The sequence below is a fragment of the Marinicrinis lubricantis genome (assembly GCF_042658665.1).
GTDB classification, from domain to species: domain Bacteria; phylum Bacillota; class Bacilli; order Paenibacillales; family KCTC-33676; genus Marinicrinis; species Marinicrinis lubricantis.
Genome location: NZ_JBHSQV010000167.1, coordinates 24,402 through 47,490, shown reverse-complemented (window position 1 = coordinate 47,490; position 23,089 = coordinate 24,402). Strand labels below are relative to the sequence as shown.

General features: G+C 46.7%; 23 protein-coding genes. 7 read left to right on the top strand and 16 right to left on the bottom strand.

Annotated features, from left to right (window positions below):
- Positions 1-478: 478 nt before the first annotated feature.
- From groL to ACFPXP_RS14610, 7 genes are all read right to left on the bottom strand, one after another.
- Positions 479-2,113, bottom strand: a complete 1,635-nt coding sequence (gene groL / locus ACFPXP_RS14640; RefSeq protein WP_379895052.1) for a chaperonin GroEL — start codon at positions 2,111-2,113, stop codon at positions 479-481.
- 64 nt (positions 2,114-2,177) lie between these two features.
- On the bottom strand, positions 2,178-2,459 hold the full coding sequence (groES, locus tag ACFPXP_RS14635; RefSeq protein ID WP_379895051.1) for a co-chaperone GroES: 282 nt from the start codon (positions 2,457-2,459) through the stop codon (positions 2,178-2,180).
- Between the two features lie 288 nt (positions 2,460-2,747).
- Positions 2,748-3,497: a twin-arginine translocase subunit TatC gene (gene tatC / locus ACFPXP_RS14630; protein WP_379895050.1), complete on the bottom strand. Its 750-nt coding sequence runs from the start codon at positions 3,495-3,497 to the stop codon at positions 2,748-2,750.
- 35 nt (positions 3,498-3,532) lie between these two features.
- Positions 3,533-3,790 carry a twin-arginine translocase TatA/TatE family subunit gene (gene tatA / locus ACFPXP_RS14625; protein WP_379895049.1) on the bottom strand — a complete coding sequence of 86 codons (258 nt, stop codon included), beginning with the start codon at positions 3,788-3,790 and terminating at the stop codon, positions 3,533-3,535.
- 47 nt (positions 3,791-3,837) lie between these two features.
- The gene (locus ACFPXP_RS14620) at positions 3,838-4,332 is read right to left on the bottom strand and encodes a MogA/MoaB family molybdenum cofactor biosynthesis protein (protein ID WP_379895048.1); all 495 of its coding nucleotides are present in this window, start codon (positions 4,330-4,332) and stop codon (positions 3,838-3,840) included.
- Positions 4,333-4,594: 262 nt separating this feature from the next.
- Positions 4,595-5,209, bottom strand: a complete 615-nt coding sequence (locus tag ACFPXP_RS14615; RefSeq protein ID WP_379895047.1) for a 5-formyltetrahydrofolate cyclo-ligase — start codon at positions 5,207-5,209, stop codon at positions 4,595-4,597.
- A gap of 45 nt (positions 5,210-5,254) precedes the next feature.
- On the bottom strand, positions 5,255-6,118 hold the full coding sequence (locus ACFPXP_RS14610) for an endonuclease/exonuclease/phosphatase family protein (protein ID WP_379895046.1): 864 nt from the start codon (positions 6,116-6,118) through the stop codon (positions 5,255-5,257).
- Between the two features lie 381 nt (positions 6,119-6,499).
- On the opposite strand from ACFPXP_RS14610, the gene ACFPXP_RS14605 reads away from it, so the two are divergent.
- Positions 6,500-8,419 (top strand): ABC-F family ATP-binding cassette domain-containing protein, encoded by a 1,920-nt coding sequence (locus ACFPXP_RS14605; RefSeq protein WP_379895045.1) that lies wholly within the window; start codon positions 6,500-6,502, stop codon positions 8,417-8,419.
- Here the strand turns inward: ACFPXP_RS14605 and ACFPXP_RS14600 are convergent.
- From ACFPXP_RS14600 to ACFPXP_RS14570, 7 genes are all read right to left on the bottom strand, one after another.
- Positions 8,389-10,695 (bottom strand): hypothetical protein, encoded by a 2,307-nt coding sequence (locus ACFPXP_RS14600; protein WP_379895044.1) that lies wholly within the window; start codon positions 10,693-10,695, stop codon positions 8,389-8,391. The genes ACFPXP_RS14605 and ACFPXP_RS14600 overlap by 31 nt on opposite strands.
- 464 nt (positions 10,696-11,159) lie before the next feature.
- Positions 11,160-12,188, bottom strand: a complete 1,029-nt coding sequence (tsaD, locus tag ACFPXP_RS14595; RefSeq protein WP_379895043.1) for a tRNA (adenosine(37)-N6)-threonylcarbamoyltransferase complex transferase subunit TsaD — start codon at positions 12,186-12,188, stop codon at positions 11,160-11,162.
- 7 nt (positions 12,189-12,195) lie between these two features.
- Entirely contained in the window at positions 12,196-12,678 is a 483-nt protein-coding gene (gene rimI, locus ACFPXP_RS14590; RefSeq protein ID WP_379895042.1) for a ribosomal protein S18-alanine N-acetyltransferase, read from the bottom strand.
- A gap of 1 nt (position 12,679) precedes the next feature.
- Positions 12,680-13,435 (bottom strand): tRNA (adenosine(37)-N6)-threonylcarbamoyltransferase complex dimerization subunit type 1 TsaB, encoded by a 756-nt coding sequence (tsaB, locus tag ACFPXP_RS14585; RefSeq protein WP_379895041.1) that lies wholly within the window; start codon positions 13,433-13,435, stop codon positions 12,680-12,682.
- Positions 13,432-13,911, bottom strand: a complete 480-nt coding sequence (tsaE, locus tag ACFPXP_RS14580; RefSeq protein ID WP_379895040.1) for a tRNA (adenosine(37)-N6)-threonylcarbamoyltransferase complex ATPase subunit type 1 TsaE — start codon at positions 13,909-13,911, stop codon at positions 13,432-13,434. The genes tsaB and tsaE overlap by 4 nt, the downstream gene beginning before the upstream one ends.
- 139 nt (positions 13,912-14,050) lie before the next feature.
- The gene (locus ACFPXP_RS14575; protein WP_379895039.1) at positions 14,051-14,233 is read right to left on the bottom strand and encodes an H-type small acid-soluble spore protein; all 183 of its coding nucleotides are present in this window, start codon (positions 14,231-14,233) and stop codon (positions 14,051-14,053) included.
- 26 nt (positions 14,234-14,259) lie between these two features.
- Complete coding sequence (locus ACFPXP_RS14570) at positions 14,260-14,457, bottom strand: hypothetical protein (protein ID WP_379895038.1); 198 nt, start codon at positions 14,455-14,457, stop codon at positions 14,260-14,262.
- 328 nt (positions 14,458-14,785) lie between these two features.
- Between ACFPXP_RS14570 and ACFPXP_RS14565 the strand changes: the two genes are divergently transcribed.
- Together ACFPXP_RS14565 and ku are read left to right on the top strand one after the other, a co-directional pair.
- Positions 14,786-15,190, top strand: a complete 405-nt coding sequence (locus ACFPXP_RS14565) for a chemotaxis protein CheX (RefSeq protein ID WP_379895054.1) — start codon at positions 14,786-14,788, stop codon at positions 15,188-15,190.
- A gap of 154 nt (positions 15,191-15,344) precedes the next feature.
- Positions 15,345-16,193 carry a non-homologous end joining protein Ku gene (gene ku, locus ACFPXP_RS14560; RefSeq protein WP_379895037.1) on the top strand — a complete coding sequence of 283 codons (849 nt, stop codon included), beginning with the start codon at positions 15,345-15,347 and terminating at the stop codon, positions 16,191-16,193.
- Positions 16,194-16,250: 57 nt separating this feature from the next.
- Here ku and ACFPXP_RS14555 read toward each other — a convergent pair whose 3' ends face one another.
- Positions 16,251-17,699 carry a SulP family inorganic anion transporter gene (locus tag ACFPXP_RS14555; protein ID WP_379895036.1) on the bottom strand — a complete coding sequence of 483 codons (1,449 nt, stop codon included), beginning with the start codon at positions 17,697-17,699 and terminating at the stop codon, positions 16,251-16,253.
- 267 nt (positions 17,700-17,966) lie between these two features.
- Here ACFPXP_RS14555 and ACFPXP_RS14550 point away from each other — a divergent pair, with 267 nt between their 5' ends.
- Positions 17,967-18,920, top strand: a complete 954-nt coding sequence (locus tag ACFPXP_RS14550) for an ATP-dependent DNA ligase (protein ID WP_379895053.1) — start codon at positions 17,967-17,969, stop codon at positions 18,918-18,920.
- A 100-nt stretch (positions 18,921-19,020) separates the two neighbouring features.
- On the top strand, positions 19,021-19,923 hold the full coding sequence (gene ligD / locus ACFPXP_RS14545; protein ID WP_379895035.1) for a non-homologous end-joining DNA ligase: 903 nt from the start codon (positions 19,021-19,023) through the stop codon (positions 19,921-19,923).
- 4 nt (positions 19,924-19,927) lie between these two features.
- Here the strand turns inward: ligD and cls are convergent, their stop codons facing one another.
- Positions 19,928-21,367 carry a cardiolipin synthase gene (gene cls, locus ACFPXP_RS14540; protein WP_379895034.1) on the bottom strand — a complete coding sequence of 480 codons (1,440 nt, stop codon included), beginning with the start codon at positions 21,365-21,367 and terminating at the stop codon, positions 19,928-19,930.
- A 225-nt stretch (positions 21,368-21,592) separates the two neighbouring features.
- On the opposite strand from cls, the gene ACFPXP_RS14535 reads away from it, so the two are divergent.
- Positions 21,593-22,585 (top strand): peptidoglycan DD-metalloendopeptidase family protein, encoded by a 993-nt coding sequence (locus ACFPXP_RS14535; protein WP_379895033.1) that lies wholly within the window; start codon positions 21,593-21,595, stop codon positions 22,583-22,585.
- A gap of 15 nt (positions 22,586-22,600) precedes the next feature.
- Positions 22,601-23,032, top strand: a complete 432-nt coding sequence (locus ACFPXP_RS14530) for a bactofilin family protein (protein WP_379895032.1) — start codon at positions 22,601-22,603, stop codon at positions 23,030-23,032.
- Positions 23,033-23,089: the final 57 nt, after the last annotated feature.

Below are 23,089 nucleotides of genomic sequence, written 5' to 3'. Positions count from 1 at the left end.
GGTAAATCACTGCCATTTTCAACTGGGTTAGTTTCGTGATGCCTTTTTTCCTGACTCGTAGGAGGTTATCCTCAAAACTTTTTCCAATTTACACGAATCAGGGACTTGACATCATACCGCTGGACTTTATATTTGCATGCACATGCATACATTATAAGATTTGCAATTATACTTGTCAAATGCTCACTATGTTTCAACTAAGACGGGATTCGATTGTGCAGGAGTAGCTATCTGACCTCTTGTGATTGATGATTCAACTAACGGGATACGATAGTGCAATCACCACCCGTATAAGAGGCGGTTTCTTTTGCTCGAAAATCAGCATTAAACAATAACAGATCCTAAATAATAATAGAAGACACCTTGGAGTGATTTCATCACTCCAAGGTGTCTTCATTTTACGCAATGTGGGCAAAATGTGGGCAATCAGTGTTGCCCCGAGGAGGAACCCTTGCTACGCAAGGGCTCAGCCCTCAGTTTACATCATGCCGCCCATACCGCCCATGCCGCCCATGTCAGGCATCGCTGCGCCGCCTTTGTTTTCTTCTGGCTTGTCGGCAACGACTGCTTCCGTTGTTAAGAACATCGAAGCGACGGAAGCGGAGTTTTGCAGTGCGGAACGAGTTACTTTCGCAGGGTCCACGATACCTGTTGCGATCATGTCTACCCACTCGCCCGTTGCTGCATTGTAACCTGTACCAGCTTTTTCTGTTTTCAGACGCTCTACGATAACGGATCCTTCAACGCCTGCGTTGAAAGCAATCGTGCGAACTGGTGCTTCCAGAGCTTTCAGGATAATGTTCACGCCTGTTTTCTCGTCGCCTTCAGCGGAGACGGAAGCTACCGCGTTGTATACGTTCATCAGCGCCGTACCACCGCCGGCTACAATACCTTCTTCTACAGCTGCGCGTGTGGAGTTGAGCGCATCCTCAATGCGAAGCTTGCGTTCTTTCAATTCGGTTTCAGTCGCAGCACCTACACGAATAACCGCTACGCCGCCGGACAATTTAGCCAGACGCTCTTGCAGCTTTTCTTTGTCGAATTCGGAAGTGGTTTCTTCCAATTGTGTACGGATTTGAGTGACGCGAGCGGAAATATCTTGAGGATCTCCGGAACCGTCAACGATAATCGTATTTTCTTTCGTAATACGAACTTGACGAGCGTTACCCAATTGCTCTACTGTCGTAGATTTCAATTCCAATCCTAACTCTTCGGTGATCACTTGACCGCCAGTTAAAGCGGCAATGTCGCCAAGCATTGCTTTTCTGCGATCGCCAAAACCAGGAGCTTTAACAGCTACGCAGTTGAACGTACCGCGAAGTTTATTCAGCACGAGTGTTGGCAATGCTTCACCATCCACATCTTCAGCGATGATCAGAAGCGCTCTACCTTGTTGAACGACTTTCTCCAATACAGGAAGAATGTCTTGGATGCTGGAAATCTTCTTATCCGTAATCAGGATATATGGATTTTCCAATACAGCTTCCATCTTATCGGAATCTGTCACCATGTAAGGAGAGATATATCCGCGATCGAACTGCATTCCTTCAACGACTTCAAGCTCCGTAACGAAGCCTTTGGATTCTTCTACCGTGATGACACCGTCGTTGCCAACCTTCTCCATGGCTTCTGCGATCAGCTCGCCAACTTCCTCATCCGCAGCAGAGATTGCAGCAACTTGAGCGATGCTTTGCTTGCCTTCGATCGGCTTGGCGATTTTTTGCAGCTCTTCTACAGCAGCTCTTACCGCTTTTTCAATCCCTTTGCGGATTACCATTGGATTCGCGCCAGCCGTTACGTTTTTCAAGCCTTCACGAATCATCGCTTGAGCTAATACGGTAGCCGTTGTTGTTCCGTCCCCAGCTACATCGTTCGTTTTCGTCGCTACTTCTTTAACAAGCTGTGCACCCATGTTTTCGAATGCATCTTCCAGCTCGATTTCCTTCGCGATCGTTACACCGTCATTCGTGATCAGCGGGCTGCCGAATTTCTTTTCCAGCACCACGTTGCGTCCTTTAGGACCCAGTGTTACTTTAACGGCATCTGCCAAAGCATCTACACCGCGCAGCATAGATCTACGAGCTTCTTCACTAAACTTAATTACTTTTGCCATGAATTTGAACCTCCCTGTATATTTAACGTTACGAATTCAATTCACTTGGTTGAAGCGTCTTTTCTTACGCAAGTACTGCTAGAATATCACTTTCGCGCATGATCAAAAGCTCTTTGCCTTCGTATTTCACTTCAGTTCCGGCATACTTAGAGAAAATCACGCGGTCTCCTTCTTTCACTTCAAGAGCAATACGTTCTCCGTCTTTCAGAGTACCGCTCCCTACGGCAACTACTTTCCCTTCTTGAGGTTTTTCTTTTGCCGTATCTGGAAGTACGATTCCGCTTGCGGTCGTTTCCTCCTTAGCAATAGGCTCGATGACTACGCGATCGCCCAAAGGTTTGATCATTGAAAATGCGCCTCCTTAGTGGATTTGTTATTATTATAGGTTGTAGGTAAATATGTGTTGTTAGCACTATCATCACTTGAGTGCTAACAACAATTATTATATTACTGATTTTACAAGTAGAATGCAAGAGGTTCACTCGCATTTTGGACAATTTTTTATACATTTTTTTCTTCTTTTTTTGCACGCCTCCATCATTGTATCCACCCGCAGCGCAAACCATTCATTGAATTAAAAAAAACCCCCTCCCTTATGCCGCAATCATGACATCTGAGAAAGAGCCTATTCAACTTATTCAGCCAGCTCCCGCTGGGCATCCATCGCAAGCTGCTTCCGGTACAGCCTCGCGGACAGCCAGATGCTTAATTCATACAGCAGAATCAGCGGGACGGCAACCGATAATGCAGAAATAAAATCAGGCGGCGTAATCACGGTGCCTAAAATCACCATGAGCAAATAAGCGATTCTGCGAAATTTTCTAAGCACGAACGGATTTAATATGCGAATCTTCGTCAAAAACAAAATCACAATCGGAAGCTCGAACACGATGGTAATCGGAATTAATATGTTGAACATAAATGAAAAATACTGCGATATCCCATACGTCTCCGTCAGCCCCATACTCTCCGTAATAGACGAAGAGAAATAAAAGGCCATCGGAAAAACAATGAAATACCCAAAAGCTATGCCAAGCAAACAAAGAACGACAGCTGCCGGAATATAGCCTACGGTCGCCTTCCGTTCATGAGGTTCCAATCCTGGTTTGGCAAACCCCCAAAGCTGATATAATGCGAAAGGAAGCGTGATCAGCAGCGCAAACAAAAAAGAAACGTTCATATAGATACGCAGCGAATCCCAGGGAGAGAATACGTTCCACTCAATCTTAGACGCCGGCTCAACACTTTTCAAATAGGTGATGATCGGATTTGCCAACAGCAGACCCGCAACCATCGTAATGACTAACACGATCACGATGCGTACGATTCTCTTCCTCAATTCGGTCAAATGCTCCACAAACGACATACCTTGCGGATGTTCCATACTTTCAACACCAACCTGACGAAAAATCGACTCCCTTATTCAGGGAGTCTTCTAGATTCTTGTTTGGATTCCATTTGCCCAGCCGGCTGAGCTTCCTGAACTTGTGCCTGCTGCGGCTTCACCTTAGCTGCATCATCGTCATCTTCAAATACGTCTTTTGCGCCTTTTTTGAATTCTTTGATTGTCTTTCCGAATGCTTTTCCCAGTTCGGGTAATTTATTCGGTCCGAACAGCAAGAGCGCCACAATCAAAATCAATATTAATCCAGGTACGCCAATACTGCCTAATCCCATACGTCTTCTTTCCTTTCTGATTATATATTTTATGTGTGATTTTCAGGTTAAGCCGAGTACTCCTGTCCTCTGCTGCTAATCGCCGACATCGCAAGCGGCAGCTGCGGCAGTATAACATTTAAGCTTTCGTGCACGGATTTGGGGCTTCCCGGTAAATTAATTATCAATGTTTTCCCCCGAATCCCCGATATCCCTCGATTAAACATCGGATGAAAGCTGGATTGGTCCGTCCGAGCCCGAATCAATTCGGAAAAGCCTGGGGCCAACCGATCCACCACCTTGGCTGTCGCTTCAGGCGTCACTTCCCTTGGGGTCAATCCAATGCCACCGGATGTCAAGATGAGGTCGGCTTTATAATAATCGCTCATCTCAATCAGCGCTGCCATAATTTCATCCATCGCCTGCGGCACCACTCTGTAATCTACAACTTCCCCGCTCATCTCTTCTTCTATCAATTCGCGAATGACTTGAGCGCTGGTGTCTTCCGCTTCTCCTTTAGAAACAAAATCACTAATACTCAGTATGGCCACATTCCACATCATTCGCACTCCTCCATCTCTACAATTTTGGGCTTGGTTTCAGCAGGATGCAAGACATCGGAAATATTCTTTTAAAATGCTTCTCTCACAACTGGCTTGGTTTTATTTTTTCTTCAGCTGGACACGGCTGCTTTTTGTTATGACAGCTTTATATATTGTACTTGATTTTGTCAAGCGATACTACATGATCTCGCACGTGATCCAACAATATTGTGAATTTTTCGCATACTGAAAGACTTGCCAGTCATGCGGCGACAGCAGACCCCTAAAACAATTGGCCCAGCTCCGTCCACAAATGTGATACACGCGTATCATGCTTTTCCGAAGGTACTTCATCAACAATCTGACACCTGAAAGCAGCCGCGACAGAAATCGCATTCGGTTTCTTTCCCCGTTCCTTACAATAAGACACATACTTGTCCCACCAGCGATCGTAGAAGCCTTTTCCATAACCTAATCTTCTGCCGGCATGGTCAAAGCCTAACCCGGGAAACAATATGAGGTTCAGCCGGTCAAGACTTGTCCACTCTGCAAGATTTGGAGAAGGCTCCCGAAGCCCCCAAGGGCCGGGTACGAGCTGATTTTCACTGGATACCGCATGCAGCATCATTTCCAAAGTCTGTGGCTCTGTTCTCGGAAGCAGGACGATGTGGTTCCTGCTCCATGCCCATTCCATATATGGAATCAAGTTTACCTCTTGCCGGTACGGCCAATACATAAAAAGATGCAATCCCGATTCCCCGAGCTGTGAAGTAAACTCGATCAAATGTCTGCAAATTTCCCGGGAAAAACGCTCTCTTCGAGAATTGTCTAATTGGCCGATTGTCTCCTGCAGCTGTTTTCTTAATTGATTTTTTCTCACAGCGATCTGTTCGTTCATGGTTCTATTCTAACACAAATAGAACCGAAACGAATATAACCTCGCTCACTTGCTCACGGGGTGGGAAGCGGTCACCACGCGCTTGGGAATGATGAGTTCAGCGACGACCGGATTATGATCCGATGAATACGTAGGCAGTGTGAACGCGTCCCTTGTCCAAAAATGCCCTTTTAATAAAATATGGTCGATTTCCAAGCCGCTGAGTACTGTAGCCGCCAAGCCCTGCGGCTGCACCTTCTCCCAGTCCCTCAGAAGCTCCTCCATCAGCGGATGATCGCCCAGCATATTGAAATCCCCAAGCAATATCGTCGGCATAGTACGCTCTTTCGGTTCCACCGTCTTGAGAATTTGCAAAAGCAGCGGCATTTGCTTTCTTCGATCGGCCTCTGAAACACCCAAATGTGTATTCCAGACGTCCAGCAGCTCATCACCATAACGTATTTGAACTCTCAATAGCGTTCGATTTTCTCTTTTGCCGGGTAGTTCATATTGGTCTGCGGCTTCAATCGGATATTTGCTAAGCACTGCATTGCCATATTGGATGATTCCAAACTTTAGTGCCGGTGCATAAGCCCAGGCCATGCCAAGTTCGGCACCAAGCGCTTCGATTTGATCCTTAAAGCCGCTCCGGATATTGTAACGATCCACCTCCTGCAGCCCAATAATATCTGCTCCTTCTTCGCGAAGCTCCTCCGCAATCCGCCTGATATCGACTTGATCGTCTAGCCCGCGCCCATGGTGAATGTTATAGGTTACAACCTTCAGTGATTGTTCTCCCCATGCTGCCATGACATCCATCACGGCATTCGCCTCCCCTATTGGAATGGTGCTGTCGATTTCCATCTTAAAGTCCACCATGCTTGAAACCAGCATGGTCAGCAATGCAATATGTACAAGAGGATTTTTCAATAAACTCCTCCCATTGAAATATAAGCGATGAGGCTTGCTCCTAGCGATCGAATAGCTTTCCGTTCCTATTGCCAACAGATTTGCCTTCTTTTGATTTGGCGTAATTTCTTGATCAGGCCTATCATTTGAGGTTATTAAGGAGGTTAACCTTTTCATTTTGTTAAACCCAACAAGCCGTCCCATCAATGCAGTCCTCCTCTACCCGAAAAGCACTTGACTATGCAGCTTAAGGATCTGCCGCAGCTTTATTTCCATTATACAATGGAATCGTTTTCAGATTGGACCTATAAATTCTTCCAATCATGCTGACAGGTCCTGCTTTTCTTTACCCGCGCCTTCCGTTAAACTTAATGTTGAACTGGCTGGACAGGAGGAACAATCATGCTGCTTCAAGCAACAGGAATTCATAAAAGCTATGGAACCGAACCGATTCTAACCAATATATATTTTCAGATTCAGGAAAAAGAACGCATCGGGCTCGTCGGCGTCAACGGTGCCGGCAAATCGACTCTCATGAAAATTTTAGCCGGCGTCTTAACACCTGACAGCGGGGAAATTCATAAACCGAAAGATATGGTTCTCGGCTACTTAGCTCAAAACTCGGGGCTGGAAACACAACGCAGCATCTGGGACGAGATGATGGAGGTTTTTCGCCGTCTGCTTGACGTTGAGCAATCGATGAGAGCACTGGAACAGAAAATATCCGAAAAAGCAGCGGCTGGAGAACAGGACCAATACGAAGCGCTGCTGCAAAAATATGATGAAAAAGCGGAATATTTCAGACTGCATCACGGATATGAAATTGAAGCCAAAGTACGCGGATTACTGCATGGCATGGGTTTCGGCGATATCCCATTCGACACGCCGATTCATTATTTGAGCGGCGGCCAGAAGACCCGCCTCGCTTTATGTAAATTGCTGCTGCAGGAGCCGGACCTGTTGATGCTCGACGAACCTACCAACTATTTGGATATCGACACGCTGACTTGGCTTGAGGATTATTTACGACATTATTCAGGGGCTATTCTTGTCGTTTCTCATGACCGTTATTTCCTCGATGCTTTGGTCGACACCATCTACGAAATTGAAAGACACCAAGCGAAAAGATATACCGGCAATTATTCGAAATACTTAGAGCTTAAACAGGCTGATTACGAGACTGCCCTGAAGCAGTACGAACAGCAGCAGGGGGAGATTGCCAAGCTGGAAGATTTCGTTCGCAAAAATTTGGCACGAGCATCCACCACCAAAAGAGCCCAAAGCCGCAGAAAGGCTCTCGAGCGAATGGAGCGGTTGGATCGGCCGGGAGGCGAGCTGAAAAAAGCACATTTTACTTTCGAAATCGAGAAGATGACGGGACAGGAAGTCCTTAAAGTCGATCAGCTCGGATTCGGCTACACCGAAGGTACATTGTTGTTCGACAACGTTACTTTCGCACTCAATCGCGGCGAGATGGTTGCGTTGGTCGGACCTAACGGTACAGGCAAATCGACACTGCTCCATATTTTAACCGGACAATATGTACCAACGCACGGAAATGTTCATTGGGGATCGAACGTCAAGTTAGGCTATTACGATCAGGAACAGGAAGACTTAAACCTGCAAAATACGATTCTGGAGGAACTATGGAGCACGTATCCACACTTGGACGAGCTGACAATTCGAACTGTGCTTGGAAATTTCCTCTTCAGTGGAGACGATGTCCTTAAAAGAATTAAGGATTTAAGCGGCGGCGAGAAAGCAAGAGTCTGTTTGGCAAAACTCATGCTTCTCAGAGCCAACGTATTAATTCTCGATGAGCCGACCAACCATCTTGATTTGTTCAGCAAAGAAATATTAGAATCCGCTCTAATGGATTACGAAGGGACGGTATTGTTTATCTCTCATGACCGCTATTTTTTGAATAAAATGGCGGAAAGAGTTGTCGAACTTTCCTCAGACGGCATACAACATTTCCTGGGAAATTATGACGACTACATGGAAAAGAAACGCGAACTGTCGGAACTTGAACAGCCAGCAACCGACAATCCGCCTCATTCCGCAGACCGAACGCAGGAGACAACAAATTATGAGCAATCCAAACAGCAAAAGAAGGAAGAGCGAATCCGCCAAAGAAAAATTGAAAAGCTCGAAGAGGATATAAGCGAACTGGAGGGCATCATCGCAAATATAGAAAACACTTTATCTGACCCGGATCTGGCGGCCGATTATATCAAGCTGCAGGAAACGAATGATCAGCTGGAAACGCATAAAAAGCAGCTTGAGAAGCTCTATGAACAATGGGAGGCACTGTCCTCGTAAAATTTCAGCATCAGCATCGGAACGGCTGCGAAAACAATCATTGTCGCTGCTGCTACAATGCCGGAATCGTTCACAAGCAGCGCGATGACCGAGCCAATCGCAGTTGCTGTAAATCCTCCCATCAAGTAAGGATACCGGTGCTGCCATTGTTTCAGTTTCCCTTTCGGCCGCAGCAGCAGCAATGGAACAATCAACACGCTTGCAACAAGTACCTTGCTCCAGGATGACACCCCTAATAAGTGGAGATTCATTTGGATTTTACGCAGGATCAGTTTGGAAATATAACCGATATTCCCTGACTCGATCTGCGTCATCGCTTTTCCAATATGACTTTGCTCCGATATGGATAAAAGCTGATTGGCTAACCACAGCAGAATCAATGCCGCGGCTGCTCCCGCAGATAACCAGAGCGCCAGTGATCTCCACCTCATCATGCCCGGCTGCGGCCGAGCCATTCGCTGCCAAGCGACAATAAAGGTGACTGCGGCAGTGATCGCTCCACCGGCATTCGTCCCGAAATTCGGCAGCACTAAGTATATTAAGAGGATGACATAGATTGCGGCAGTCAGAATGGCAATACTTTTCCCCTTTTTATGTTTTTCTGTCATAAATTGAAGAAGCGCTGTCGTACATAAAACGGCCGAGCCGATCAGCACCCCCATATATTCATTGCCAATTCCGTAATACCGGGCACCAATCATCGCATCGTATCCTAGTACCGAATGCTGGATCGCATGCGCCCCTGTAAAACCATCAAATAATAGGAAGAAGAGGGTTGTACCGGATACTCCTGCCAGCCCGATATAAAAAGGAGCACTCGTCCATAAGGCAGCACTGAGCAGCGTCATCGCAATGAGTAGAATGCCCATCACATCTTCTCCTTGCTTATAAAACCATCCTTCCCACAGCATACAAACCGGTGCCGTCAGCAAGCTGTAAAGAAAGAACATCTTCCATTTTCGATAAGCGGTCCTCTTGTTCAAGATGAGAACGAAAGCGATCAGCATCACCGTTACTTCATAGGTAACGAACGGATAAAGCTGTTTCGGTCTCATTCGGTAAACATCGGCCGCTCCTTTGATCTCTTCAGATAGCTGCCTAAAATGGCCGTTTTCCGGCACGACTGCAGCTGGTGTCCCAATCCATCGATTATTGTCGTCAATATTTAATGCCATTAACAATGTCGGAGCGATGTCATAGTTTGATATCATGCCGTCTCTTCGTGTCGTTTCAGAGGTTAGCAGACCGGGTTGTATACTTTTACCATACAAAGCAAGCGGGACAAGTAAATATTTTTGCCTGATCGCTGTACTGTGCGGCAAGGGTGAAATCAGCCATAACTGATCCTCTGACTCCATACGAAGCATCAGCTCCGCGATGAATTCATCGATTTCCTTCATAATCTGATGCTTTACGATAGAAAACTGCTCTTCGTCATATTGCGACTTCCACGCGTATAGACGATCTAAATCTCCCAACTCGATCATCACCACTTGTGATCGATTGCTTGCACCCTCCATGACTTCTTGATCGATCATATTCCATATCGTTTCAATATTCGTCTGCAGCCCAAACGGCCTGCTCACATTCGTTTTCAAGGTTTCCGTACCGATATTGCCGCCATCTACTTCTCCCCGGTCATTCATCACCATCATCGGAGCTTGCCGTAAGGCCAAACCTTCATTGGCTGCAAGGCCCTGATCTCGATTCCCGTAAACATACACATCCACTCCATTTGCGGCAAGCACATTACCTAACAAACCGGGCCTGCCTTCGTACAAGGAAGCCCGATTGGAGGAAAGGAGTGCAGGGAGCGATGGTAAAATCATCTTCCCTCTCGGTATCGAACCCGTCATCATTTCATAATAGCTGCTCGCTGTAAATCCATAATCCATAGGTTCGTCCTGCATATAGAAGGAAAAAGTGGAGCGAGCGATTACCGAATGGCCCGCTCCCATTGTCAAATAACTGTCTTCCACGCCCCGTTCCGGTGTGCGTACGTTTACTCCCCCAATCGCACCAGACGTGAACAGCTGCTCTAGATGTGGATAAGATCTCAGACGGTCCGGGTGTATCTCCAAAAAGGACAATCCAGGCACAGAAACGATCCAGATGGTCTTCTTCCCCATGGATATACCTGAACCCGTATTGTGGATAACTTCTTCAGCCATAGCTTGGTATGGAATCGTGAGTGTGAATAGAATGTAAAGAATCCAAACGATGAAAACCTTGATTCGGATAAACGCTTTGATATCGATCACTTCCCCAACGTACATTTCGCGTCTTATCCATCCTTTCCAGTTCCATCGATCAGCATACTTCCGTCGAGTCCATCGAGTTTAGATCATGCCTTCAATTAAATCATAGAAAATCGATTTATCCAGAAAGTTATTCACACTATCCACAATATCCACAATCGGACATAAAAAGTTATTCGATAGTTATTCAATTGTTTTACACAGGTAGAGGCATGTATGGGCGCGGATCTAAGTTAGTTATTCACAGTACTCACATATCCTGTGGATATCTTTTATTCACAGCATATTCTGAAATATGTGGATAACGAGTCAAGTTATACACAAAACAGTAATCTATATCCTTGCATAAATTCCTCATTCCGCTCAACATAAAATAACGCTTGGGAAACGAACTGCACCCCCAATAGTTAGACACAAACTAACCGTTGGGGGTGCAGTTTTAAGAATACGACATTATCTATTACAAAGGTGACATAAGCCGTTTAGCGTGCTCCCCATTTCTCTAAAGAAAGGAGCGGCTCTGCCTTCAAGTCCAATGAGCTGAACTGCTGCTTTTCCCATTTTAGAAACGCTGCAGCTCCGATCATGGCTGCATTGTCGGTGCATAGAGACATCGATGGATAGAGCAAAGGAATCCCCTGCTCCTCACACTTTGCAGACAGCTGCTGACGAAGTCCACGATTCGCGGCTACGCCTCCAGCCAGCAGCAGCTGCTTTGCACCATACTGCCGTACAGCCTTAAGTGCCTTCTCGCTAAGTACATCAATCACCGAATCCTGAAATCCATGCGCAAGATGCGCCGGATTCAAATCGGTTCCTTTCATTTTCGCTTGATTGAGCACCGACAACACGGCGGATTTAAGCCCGCTAAAGCTGAAATCGTACGAGTCCGGCTCAAGCCACGCTCTTGGAAGATGAATCGTTCCGTCCGCATCACCAGCCATACGGTCGATATGCGGGCCGCCTGGATAAGGAAGGCTCAGCGCCCTCGCGACCTTATCATAGGCTTCTCCCACCGCGTCATCCCGTGTTTGGCCGATAATTTCAAACGAACCCCGTTCCTTCATATAAACGAGCTCCGTATGGCCGCCAGAGACAACGAGGGCAATGAGCGGATATTGTAACGTATGCTCCAGCTCATTCGCATAAATATGTCCGGCAATATGATGGACACCGATAAAAGGAAGCTCGGCTGCACAAGCAAGCCCCTTCGCTGCAACGAGACCCACGAGCAGGGATCCGACAAGCCCCGGACCCTGCGTTACTGCAACGGCAGACAAGTCCTGCAGCGATACATTCGCCTTCTCCAGCGCCTGCTCCACAATATAGGTGATACTTTCCACATGCTTGCGAGAAGCAATTTCTGGTACGACCCCGCCATATTGCTGATGTGTTTTGATTTGACTTGAAACGACGTTGGATAAAATGACTTTTCCGTCCGCGATGACCGCTGCTGCAGTTTCATCGCAGCTCGTTTCGATGGCCAATATATTCACTGAATTATTTTTCATTGGTTTTTCACGATCCCTGTATATTCAATTCCGCCCACATGATGAGAGCGTCCTCTTGATTGTCAGAATAATAGTTTTTACGAATGCCCGCTTCCCTGAAACCTAATTTCCGATATAGATTTTGCGCCACTTCATTCGACACTCGGACTTCGAGCGTCATTCGTACGGAACCCAAAGCTACAGCGGATTGTTGAAGCTTGCGGAGCAGCAATTCACCACAGCCTTTTCCGCGGTACTTGCCGCGAACGGCGATATTGGTGACATGAGCTTCATCCATAATGATCCACATTCCGCCATAGCCTGCGATAGCTCCGTTCACTTCTAAAATATAATAATGGGCGAAATGATTTTGAATTAATTCATGATGAAATGCTTCCGCGCTCCAAGGTGCTGTAAAACACTCCTGTTCTATTTCACAGATGACGGGGATATCTTCCAGCTTCATTTTACGAATCCCAACCTGTTGTTCCTCCGGCATAGCAGCTAACATATTAGGAATCCTCCTGAGCTTTTTTAGCCAGCAGCTTTTGTTCCGCCTCCGCTAATTGGGTATAATTCGGTACAAAGGAATGAACTTCTCCCGTCTTCCCCTGACTCCATACTTTCGATGCTAAAAGGCCGACGTAATAGGCGTCCATATGACTTTCCTCTACCCATACTTGAGTTCCGGCTGTGATCCTGCTTTGAAACTGCTGAATCAAATCTATAAACAGCTTCGTTTCACCGACGAACCTGATCCATGCAGGCTTCCGATCCTCTTGTTCCAAGCGCTCCTGAAGATAATCCAGCCAATCGTTCACGGGCCGAATTCCATCCGTCTCGCTGCCTTCTGGGACCGCCGCTTCATAGAGCGCGGTATAAGCTTGTCCGCGTCTACCGTCCATTAACGGAACAACCCAGCCTTTCTGCTCCTCCTTAAAAAAAGGAGCGGCCATCGCAGCTAAACTAGAGACCCCGATGACCGGAAGCTTCAATGCCCAAGCCATCGTCTTGGCTACGGTTGCACCGATCCGAATGCCCGTGTAGGACCCGGGACCGCTGCCCACCGCTACGGCATTCAACTGCTTCATCGACCATCCCGTATCCGTTAGCAGCTGCTGAATCGTCGGAACTAACTGTATGGAATGATTTCGAATCGCTTGGATTTGGACCGATGCTGCTGCTTGGTCTCCTTCCAGCAAGCAAACCGTCATCGTTCCGGTCGACGTATCCATTGCAAGAATTTTCGAATCTGATACGTTACTCATAACTTCCATCCTTCCAAATCCTCTAGTTGCGCGCAGACTTCCTCATAACGTTTACCCACCGGTTCCATGCGAAACTGCCTTTGGTCGCCTTCACCATGTTCAATCGTAATATGCAGCCGTTCCTCAGGAAGCAGCTCCTCAATCAGCTTTGCCCATTCCACGAGCGTAATGCCTTCACCATAAAAATATTCATCCAACCCGAGATCCTCCGCTTCGGCTGGGGAAATCCGATATACGTCCATATGAAAGAACGGACGAGTTCTTCCTTCGTACTCCTTAATAATCGTAAAAGTAGGACTATTGATAATTCCCTCAACTCCCATAGCTTTGCCGAAGGCTTTGGAGAATGTCGTTTTGCCGGCTCCCAAGTCTCCGTCTAAAGCCACCACAGAACCGGATGGCAGCCGCTCGGCAAGTGCCCGTGCTAAATGTTCCGTATCGTCCTGATTCCTCGCCATAAATTCATATCGGCTCATGGTCATTCCCCATTCCTCACATTGCTTTGCATTGTTACTTATTATATCCATCGTCAGGAATGCAAGCAACATGAAGGACTCAAAAATAATACCCTTGAGAAAGAACAGATTTTCGTTCTCCCCAAGGGCTTCCATTCGATTAATGGACTTCCTTTAACTGCGATGCAGGAACGACCTGCGAATGTTCCGGGCTGTCCGTTCTATGTACTGTAGCTTCACCCGTCTCCAAATCCACACTGTCTATCCATACGGATTGGCCTTCTAATTGAACCCCTATATTGTCGGGACTCTGCAAAATTTGGACTGCTCTTTCTGCCTGCACCAGCAAATCATCCTTTCATTACAAACTTATTGTTCATCTTTGGGAACCCAATGGGAACGATTGATTTGCTCCAAGATGGATTCCGGTCCATCCATCGTATCCGTTGTCGTATTTTCGATTAAACCGTTATCCATCGTCACGTTTCCTCCGCCTAATCCTTCGTTCACCATACGGTCAATATCCATAAACTCGTCTTCTCTGCCTTGATTTAAGCCGTCTGACATGACTGCTCTCCTCCTTTCTAAATCCAATCAGTTATGCTTGCGACTGATGTAGTTTCCCTCCTTTGTCCTAGTTTTAATCTTGAATCTATAGTCAAATCATGTCGAAATCGCTTAAATTTATATTTATCACTTCCATATACCTATGTTATAATAGAAAAAAATCACGCCATTCTGCCTATATATCATAACTTTTTTTTCATACATATCAGATCATAACATTGATCCAGGAACAAATAGGTGGTTGGTCCGTGACCCGGGAGTGATAAGCTTGCAACAAGCCCAGCATATTAATCCTTTCCTGCAATCCGCTACACAAGTACTCGAGCAAATGGTAGCGGTTCGTCCAATGAGAGGAGAACTCACGATCAAAAATATCGAATTCAGCGGTGAATATGTCTGGCTAAAAATCAGCATTTTCGGCCAATTGAAAGGCGATATTGTGTTTGGCTTCCCAGAGCAAGTTGCACTCAAGATCGTGTCCGGCATGATGGGCGGTTATGCGATTACGGAATTTGACGAGATGAGTCAGAGCGCTATCGCAGAATTAGGCAATATGATCAGCGGCAATGCCAGCAGCTTGCTGTACAACGAAGGTATCCAAATCGATATTACGCCCCCTAAGATTGTTCAGGATCAGGATCGTGGTGACTTGTCTGCACAAAACGCGCTGGCGATACCACTTACCTTAGAGGGAATTGGTGAATTCGAGATCTTCGTCATTATTTTGAATTAAACATCGTTTCAGTATGAAACACAAAAGCCTTTCGCGCCTAATGCGAAAGGCTTTTTTACGATCATGTTCTGAAAGAGAATGCACGAGGACAGGGTTATCGGTGCCCTGATTAGTGAATACTAACCTTAATATGTATTCTGAGGAGGAATGGCCGATGCACACCCTTTGGAAGGGAGCGATCAGCTTCGGATTAGTTAATGTCCCCATTCGGATGTTCGCTGCGACGGAGGATAAAGATATTTCCATGCGATATATTCATACCAAATGCGGTACACCGATCTCATATGTAAGACAGTGTCTGCATTGCGAGAGCGATGTAGAGTGGGAAGAGATTGCTCGTGGATATGAATATGAGAAAGGCAGCTTCGTTTTATTTGACAAAGAGGAATTGGACACGCTCGGAGGAGAAAAAACGAAAGAAATTAAAATTGTCGACTTTGTTGATCTTGAGGAAATCGATCCTATTTATTTTCAAAAAACATACTACCTTGCCCCAGGCGATACAGGAGCGAATGCTTACAGCCTGTTAATGGTGGCGATGAAGAACTCCGGTAAAATCGGCATCGCCAAAGTCACGATTCGTTCCAAGTCATCCCTTGCCGCGATTCGGGTATACAACGGCTGCTTATGTATGGAAACAATATTTTACCCGGATGAGGTTCGTGCCGTTCAGCAAGTGCCGAATTTGCCGGAAAATGTAAAGGTGAGCGAAAAAGAGCTTGAAATGGCTCAGATGCTGATCGACCAATTATCCGTACCATTCGACCCGACAAAATACACCGATGATTATCGTGAGAACCTGCTAGAGCTCATTCAGAAGAAAGTGGCAGGCGAAGAGGTCAAAGTTACACCTCAGCAGCCTACGGCCAATGTTATTGATCTGATGGCCGCACTGCAGGCCAGTCTAGAAGCGGTTAAGCCGAAGAACGAGAAGGAGAAGCCGGCGGCAAAAACGAAGACGACCAAAAAGAAAACAAAGGAAAAAGTCAAAGAAACCGTCTAACATCATGCTGAACGCATGAAAAAAAGGCTCACCGTTCGGCCGGTGAGCCTTCTTCTGTTAATGACCGGATACCGTGTACCCGACTTTATCGACTAGCATCTGACTTTCTTCATTGAGACCGAGTACTTCTACATGCTTGCCAGCCTGCTCATATTTAGCTTTCACTTTAGCCACACCAACGACCGCTGACTGATCCCATAAGTGTGAATGGCTAAAATCGATTCGAATCCGTTCGGGATCCTTGTCAACTTCAAATCCATTTACAAAATGGGACATGGTACCGAAGAACATTTGGCCCTTTACTTCATACGTTTTGATCCCGTTGCCTTCGGTTTTCGCCGTTAAAGAGATTCTCGCCATCTTCCAAGCGAAGATCACAGCGCTAAGCACGACACCCGCAAGCACGCCTTTGGACAAATCGTGTGTGGCAACGACGATTCCAACGGTTACGATCATGACGAGTGTGTCCGCACGTGGAACCCGAACGATCGATTTTAACGATCCCCAATCAAACGTACCGACAGATACCATGAACATTACCCCGACCAGTGCAGCCATTGGGATTTCCTTCACTATCGGACTTGCCGCTATGATCAAGAACAAAAGAAACGATCCCGCCACCAAGGTCGATAAGCGCGTTCTGGCACCAGAGCTGACGTTGATGACTGATTGACCAATCATCGCACATCCAGCCATGCCGCCGAAAAATCCGGTTACGAAATTGGCAATTCCTTGACCTTTGACTTCACGATTTTTATCGCTTTTCGTATCCGTCATTTCATCGACAATGGTTGCCGTCAATAATGATTCAAGCAAGCCAACGACGGCGAGTGACAACGAATACGGAAAAATAATTTTCAATGTTTCGAAGTTCAGAGGAATATCCGGCAAATGGAACACCGGCAATTCGCTAGCAATATTCCCCATGCTGCCCACGGTCATGACATCCCATCCGAGCAACCAAGTTAAGATATAAACCACAAAAATGGCTGCCAGCGCCGAAGGGATCGCCTTCGTCAGCCTAGGAAGGAAAATAATAATGAGCAGCGTAATCGCAACCAATACATACATCTGCCAGTTTTGCCCTTCAAAATGCGGGAGCTGGGCCGTAAAGATGAGAATCGCCAGCGCATTCACGAATCCTGTCATAACGGAATGCGGAACGAACGTAATCAACCGGCCCACTTTGAGAAAGCCTAGAATGACTTGAATGATCCCCGTCAAAATGGTTGCTGCGAACAAGTACTCCACACCATGATCCTTGACCAAGCTGACAACGACCAGCGCCATGGCCCCCGTCGCCGCCGAAATCATCGCCGGACGGCCTCCGGCAAAAGCAATAATAACAGCAATCCAAAACGAAGCATACAAACCGACCATTGGATCAACGCCGGCGATAATCGAGAAAGCAATCGCTTCGGGAATGAGAGCAAAAGCGACTGTTATGCCCGCCAAAAGATCCGCCCGCGTATTAGAAAACCAATTTTTTGTTAATGATAATGACAAACTATTTCCCCCTATTCACTATTTCTTTTTTTTGTTTAGCTGTTCTCTCTCATAACAGCTGGGTCCGTTTCACACATTTTGAGATTATACACGACGATGGAAGGTTTGGCGAACGATAAAAAGTGACCGAAATCCGGTTGTTTTGCAATTAGACCTTTTAAATTCTTTGAAATGCTGTACCATGTGAATTTTGAGTATAACAGTTTTTGGATTCTGTAAATTGTTGGAGCGAGAAAATGATCGACTTTAGTAGCGGAGGGATGAACAATAGAATTCAAACCAATCCTGCCTTTTGAACCGATCGTCACAGACGATATGCCGAGAGGAAGCACTTGGATCTCTCAAATCAAGTGGGATGGCGTCCGCATGCTGACGTATTATGACGGCAATGAAGTAAAGCTCATCAATCGGAGGCTGAATGAACGGACAAGCCAGTACCCTGAACTAACGAATATTTCCGCCTACTGCAGTGCTAAATCCGTCATTTTGGATGGAGAAATTATCGCACTTGATGAAGGAAGACCTTCGTTCTATCAGGTCATGCGCCGGGACGGCATCAAGAAGCAGCAAAATATCGAGCGGGCGGTTAAACAAATTCCGATTACGTATATGATCTTCGATATTCTCTATTGCGATGGAGATTGGGTGCTAGAGAAATCGCTCGAAATGCGACAGCATCTGCTGCGTAAAATCATTACGCCTTCCATGGCGGTACAGTTGGTTGACAACTACCCTGAATCCGAGAATCTGCTTGAGGTCATGAGGCAGCATCAGATGGAAGGAATCGTCTTAAAGGACTTGTCCAGCAGCTATTCCATTGGCGGCAAAGATCAGCGCTGGCAGAAGAAGAAAGTATTTAAAGATTTGAATGCTGCCGTCGGCGGCGTGACGTTTCGGGGAAAAACCGTCAATTCGCTGATCCTTGGCCTGTATGACGACGATGGGCGCTTTTGGTATATCGGACATGCTGGATCCGGCAAATTATCCGTACAAGATTGGCGTGAGGTTACGGCGGTCGTCCCGGCACTGCAGATGCAAAGCAGACCGTTCGAAAACCTGCCGGAACGTTGGAAGGGAGCCGTCTGGTTAAAGCCCGCACTCACGGTGAAGGTCCAGTATTTGGAATGGACCCCGCATCAAACTTTAAGACACCCCACCATTCAAGCCTTCGTCAGCTTTCCGCCGGACAGCTGTACTTTTCGGCTAGCTCGCGAAACTTGAATCCCACAACCCAAGACGGAAGCTGTCCGTAAGTGGAAATAACTGTGACACGACTTGCTGAGTAAATGCAGCCAAAATTCGGCTTATTGCGAAAGGATGGATGAAGATGCCCGTGAAAGAAAAGCTGACCGTACGGATCGGAGATACGGATATTCCCGTCACGAACCCGGATAAATACCTTTGGCCCGATGAAAACATCAGCAAGCTGGATTATGTGAAAAAGCTAGCGTTCCTTTCTCCATTTCTGCTGAAATATTGCGGAAATCGCTATCTGACCACCATCCGGTATCCGAACGGCATCACGGGCAAATCATTTTATCAAAAAAGCTGTCCTGAGCCAAAGCCAGATTATATTCAGACGGGCCAGCTGGAGTCCACGCACTATGTCATTCCAAAGTCTCCAGCGGATATATTATGGCTTGGAAATCTAGCTTGTTTGGAATTTCACCCCTCCCTGCATGTTGTAGACTCCATGCAGCCCGCAGAGTGGATCATTGACATGGACCCGACAAGTCCTGACGGTCCCGACATGGCCGAGGCTGCTTGTCTCGTCGGAGAACTCTTGACACAGCTGCAGATCCATTCCATCCCGAAAACATCCGGAGCGACAGGCATTCAGATCTACATTCCTATCGAACAGGGCCCCTCTTTCGAACAGTTAAGGGTATTAGGTCAATTCATTGCTGAATTTATGGTCACCAAACACCCCAGGATATTCACAATTGAACGAATGACGAAAGATCGAGGAGATAAAATTTACTTGGATTACCTCCAGCACTGGTACGGTAAAACATTAGCCTCCCCCTATACACCGAGAGCCAAGCCGGGTGCACCGGTTTCAACTCCGCTTGCGTGGGACGAATTAGCATTGGGATTTGATCCCAAGCGGTACAACTTGTTTACGATAGAAGAAAGGCTGACCCAGCTCGGGGATCTGATCGATGATGTGCCGAAGCAGTCCTTGTCGGAAGTGATTCGCTTCGTCTCAAGGCATAAAAGTTAAGAGGTTAAAGAAGCGGTGAGAGTATTCTTCCCACCGCTTCTTTTATTTTATCGGGGAAGCTCCGAGCGACGAAACGATCATAAAGCACTTCCTCGCAGTCCAGAAGATCCCCTTGAAAATCGCTTTCCAACCTGCGGATCGTCGCCGCATCAAACAGTACCGCATTGATTTCAAAATTGCTAAAAAAGCTTCGCATATCCATATTCGCCGTACCGACCATCGCGATACTCCCATCGATCACAATGCATTTCGAATGCACAAATCCGCGGGTATATTGATAGAACTTCACGCCTGCCTGCATCAATTCCTCCAAATAAGACAGCGCTGCCCAACGAACAAGTACAGAATCGGGAATCTTCGGAAAAATAATCTTAACTTCAACCCCGCTGAGCGCGGCTGTTTTCAATGCCATCAATATGCTGGGGTCCGGGATAAAATAAGGTGTCGTCACCCAAACGTACTTTCGGGCAGTCGAAATGGCGGAGAAATATACCTCCAATATCGTATCCCACTCCGTATCCGGTCCACTGAATATGATTTGTACCGATTGAGAACCCTTCTGCGCTGGATGAGAGAAGTAAGCAGGCCGCATGACCGCTTCACCGGTAGATATCAGCCAATCATTTAAAAAAATATACTGCAGCGATTTTACAGCGTCGCCTTCAATCTTCAAATGGGTATCACGCCAATAACCAAGCTTCGGATGCGCCCCCAAATATTCATCCCCGATATTGATTCCGCCGACAAATCCGATTCGACTATCAATGACCACAACTTTGCGATGATTTCGATAATTAATCCGTTTATCCAGCAGTGCAATCCATGGAGGTAAAAAAAACGATACATATACTCCCGCTTCTCTTAAAGCAGAGATATCTCCTTTTTTCATCTGGCGGCTCCCGACACCATCGCACAAAAGGCGCACCTCCACCCCCTGAGAAGCCTTCCGCTTCATCATTTCGATAAAGCGCTGTCCTGCATGATCCGAACGAATCGTATAGTATTCGATATGTATATGCTCCTGCGCTTCCTCCATCGCAGCCAAAATCGAATCATAGGTCTCAGCCCCGTTATACAACACTCTCACCCGGTTCCGCATCGTAATGGGGGAATCCGGAATACTCTCCAGCAATCTCCCTAATCTATTCGGAAGCGGTTCTGCAGTAAGTGAATCCGTTATGTCAGATGAGGTGAGTTTGAAGCTCTTGATCTGTTCATACCATACCTGCTTCATCTCAGCCCGCAGCTGAGGTCCTTTTCTCCTCACGGTTTTTCGTCTTGTATATTTCCCTGCTACGAAATAGTAAATAAGGGCACCGATCACCGGGGTCATATATAGAATGAATATCCAGGCAACCGCTCTCGATGGCATTCGATATTCCAGCAGCAATATGGTCAGCATTTGTATGAGAATGACCATAAGCAGGAATGCAATCCATGACACAGGCAAATCCCCCCAAAAAACGCAGGTAATGTAACGATTTCATTAGCATATACAAATCGCAGTACTTCGTATACATGCGCTTTGCTCTCGATGTAAGCTTCTTTTTTCGACAACTTTTAGGCCTATGGAAGGATTTTCTTGGGGGTCTGAAGAATAATATTTCCAGTGATCGGAACACATTAAGGTTTGAAGAAAAATGAATTAACCATTTTCAAAGGAGAAGCCATGAAAATCGTTCGTAAGCCGGAGCGAGTGACAATCGTCGTCATCCCGGATGCCGACCAATCTGTACATCGTTTCACCGTTCAAAGACGACTGCTGGTTTCGATACCGTTTTTGGCCATCCTTCTCCTATTATTGTGCGCTTTGTTCTTTGGGCTGTATACCAACAACCATATCGTGAAAAACGAGCTGCAGGCTGAACTGTCAGCGAAGCAAGCGCATTATGCCCAATTGATCGGCGAGAAGGAACAAACCATTCGGAAGCTTCAAGCCGACATTGCCGGCTTATCGGAGCAGACCGGTGAAGTCATGGATAAGATGGAACAGCTTGAACAGTTGGAGGATGAACTTCGGGGAATGACAGGAAAGATCGAAGCCGAATCGGAGCCAGATCCTTTAAAGACCGCATCTTCTTCCCCATACATACATAACCGTTTTGTCGGAGGGGATCCCTATCCCCTACTTGAGAAAGACACTCCGGCCCTAACCTCGACGACGAAACAAACGCTGCTCTCGTTACAAAGCGAGATGGACGCGCTGTATACGGATCTTTCAGATATGAAGAAGGAAGTAGTCGCCCTTCAGCACCTTCAGGAGATCACCCCAACGATTTGGCCGGTGAGTTCAAGAACGGTCACTTCACGGTATGGTTTCCGCAAGGATCCCTTTACAGGGATTGCCAGCTTCCATTCTGGGATCGACATTGGTGCAACAACAGATACTGCCGTCCACAGTGCAGCAGCAGGTACGGTTGAAACGGCAAATTATCATGATGCCAGAGGCTACAACATTGTAATTAAGCACGGCAACGGAATCAAAACGTGGTATATGCATTTAAGCAAAATGCTCGTCGAAGAAGGAGATCAGGTGACGAAAGGCCAGGAGATCGGTTATGTCGGCTCGACTGGTCGCAGCACAGGTCCCCATCTTCATTACGAAGTATTAATAAACGGCGAGAAGGTAGACCCTGCGCCTTACATGAATTCATCATCCTAATTCGGAGGAATCACATTGTTTAAAAATAAAGTAAAACAATCGATCGATCCTTCCACGACCGACACACTGATCGGAGAAGGTTCTTGTTTCGAAGGGAATTTAACATCCCAAGCGACGATACGTATCGAAGGGCAGATGAAAGGAGATATACAGTGCGAGGGTGACGTCATTATCGGCGAAAATGGGGACGTGCATTCGAACATCCGAGCACGCAATCTCATCGTTGCCGGCAAGCTGACTGGCGATGCCCATGCTGCTGAACTGCTGAAGATTACATCGAAGGGCCAAATTTTCGGAAATGTACGCTGCAAATCCATCGTCATCGAGGAAGGAGGAACGTTCTCCGGCAGCAGCGATATGGCCGCTCTGGGTACAGATGTTTCGAGCCAAATTTCTCAAGACACGCCCGTTGTCTCTAACCCTGAGCAGCAAGCGGCCGGTTTATGATCTTCTGCCTCCAGAGATAAAGCTGCGTTCCACATGTCGTTTCATAAAAAAATCGGG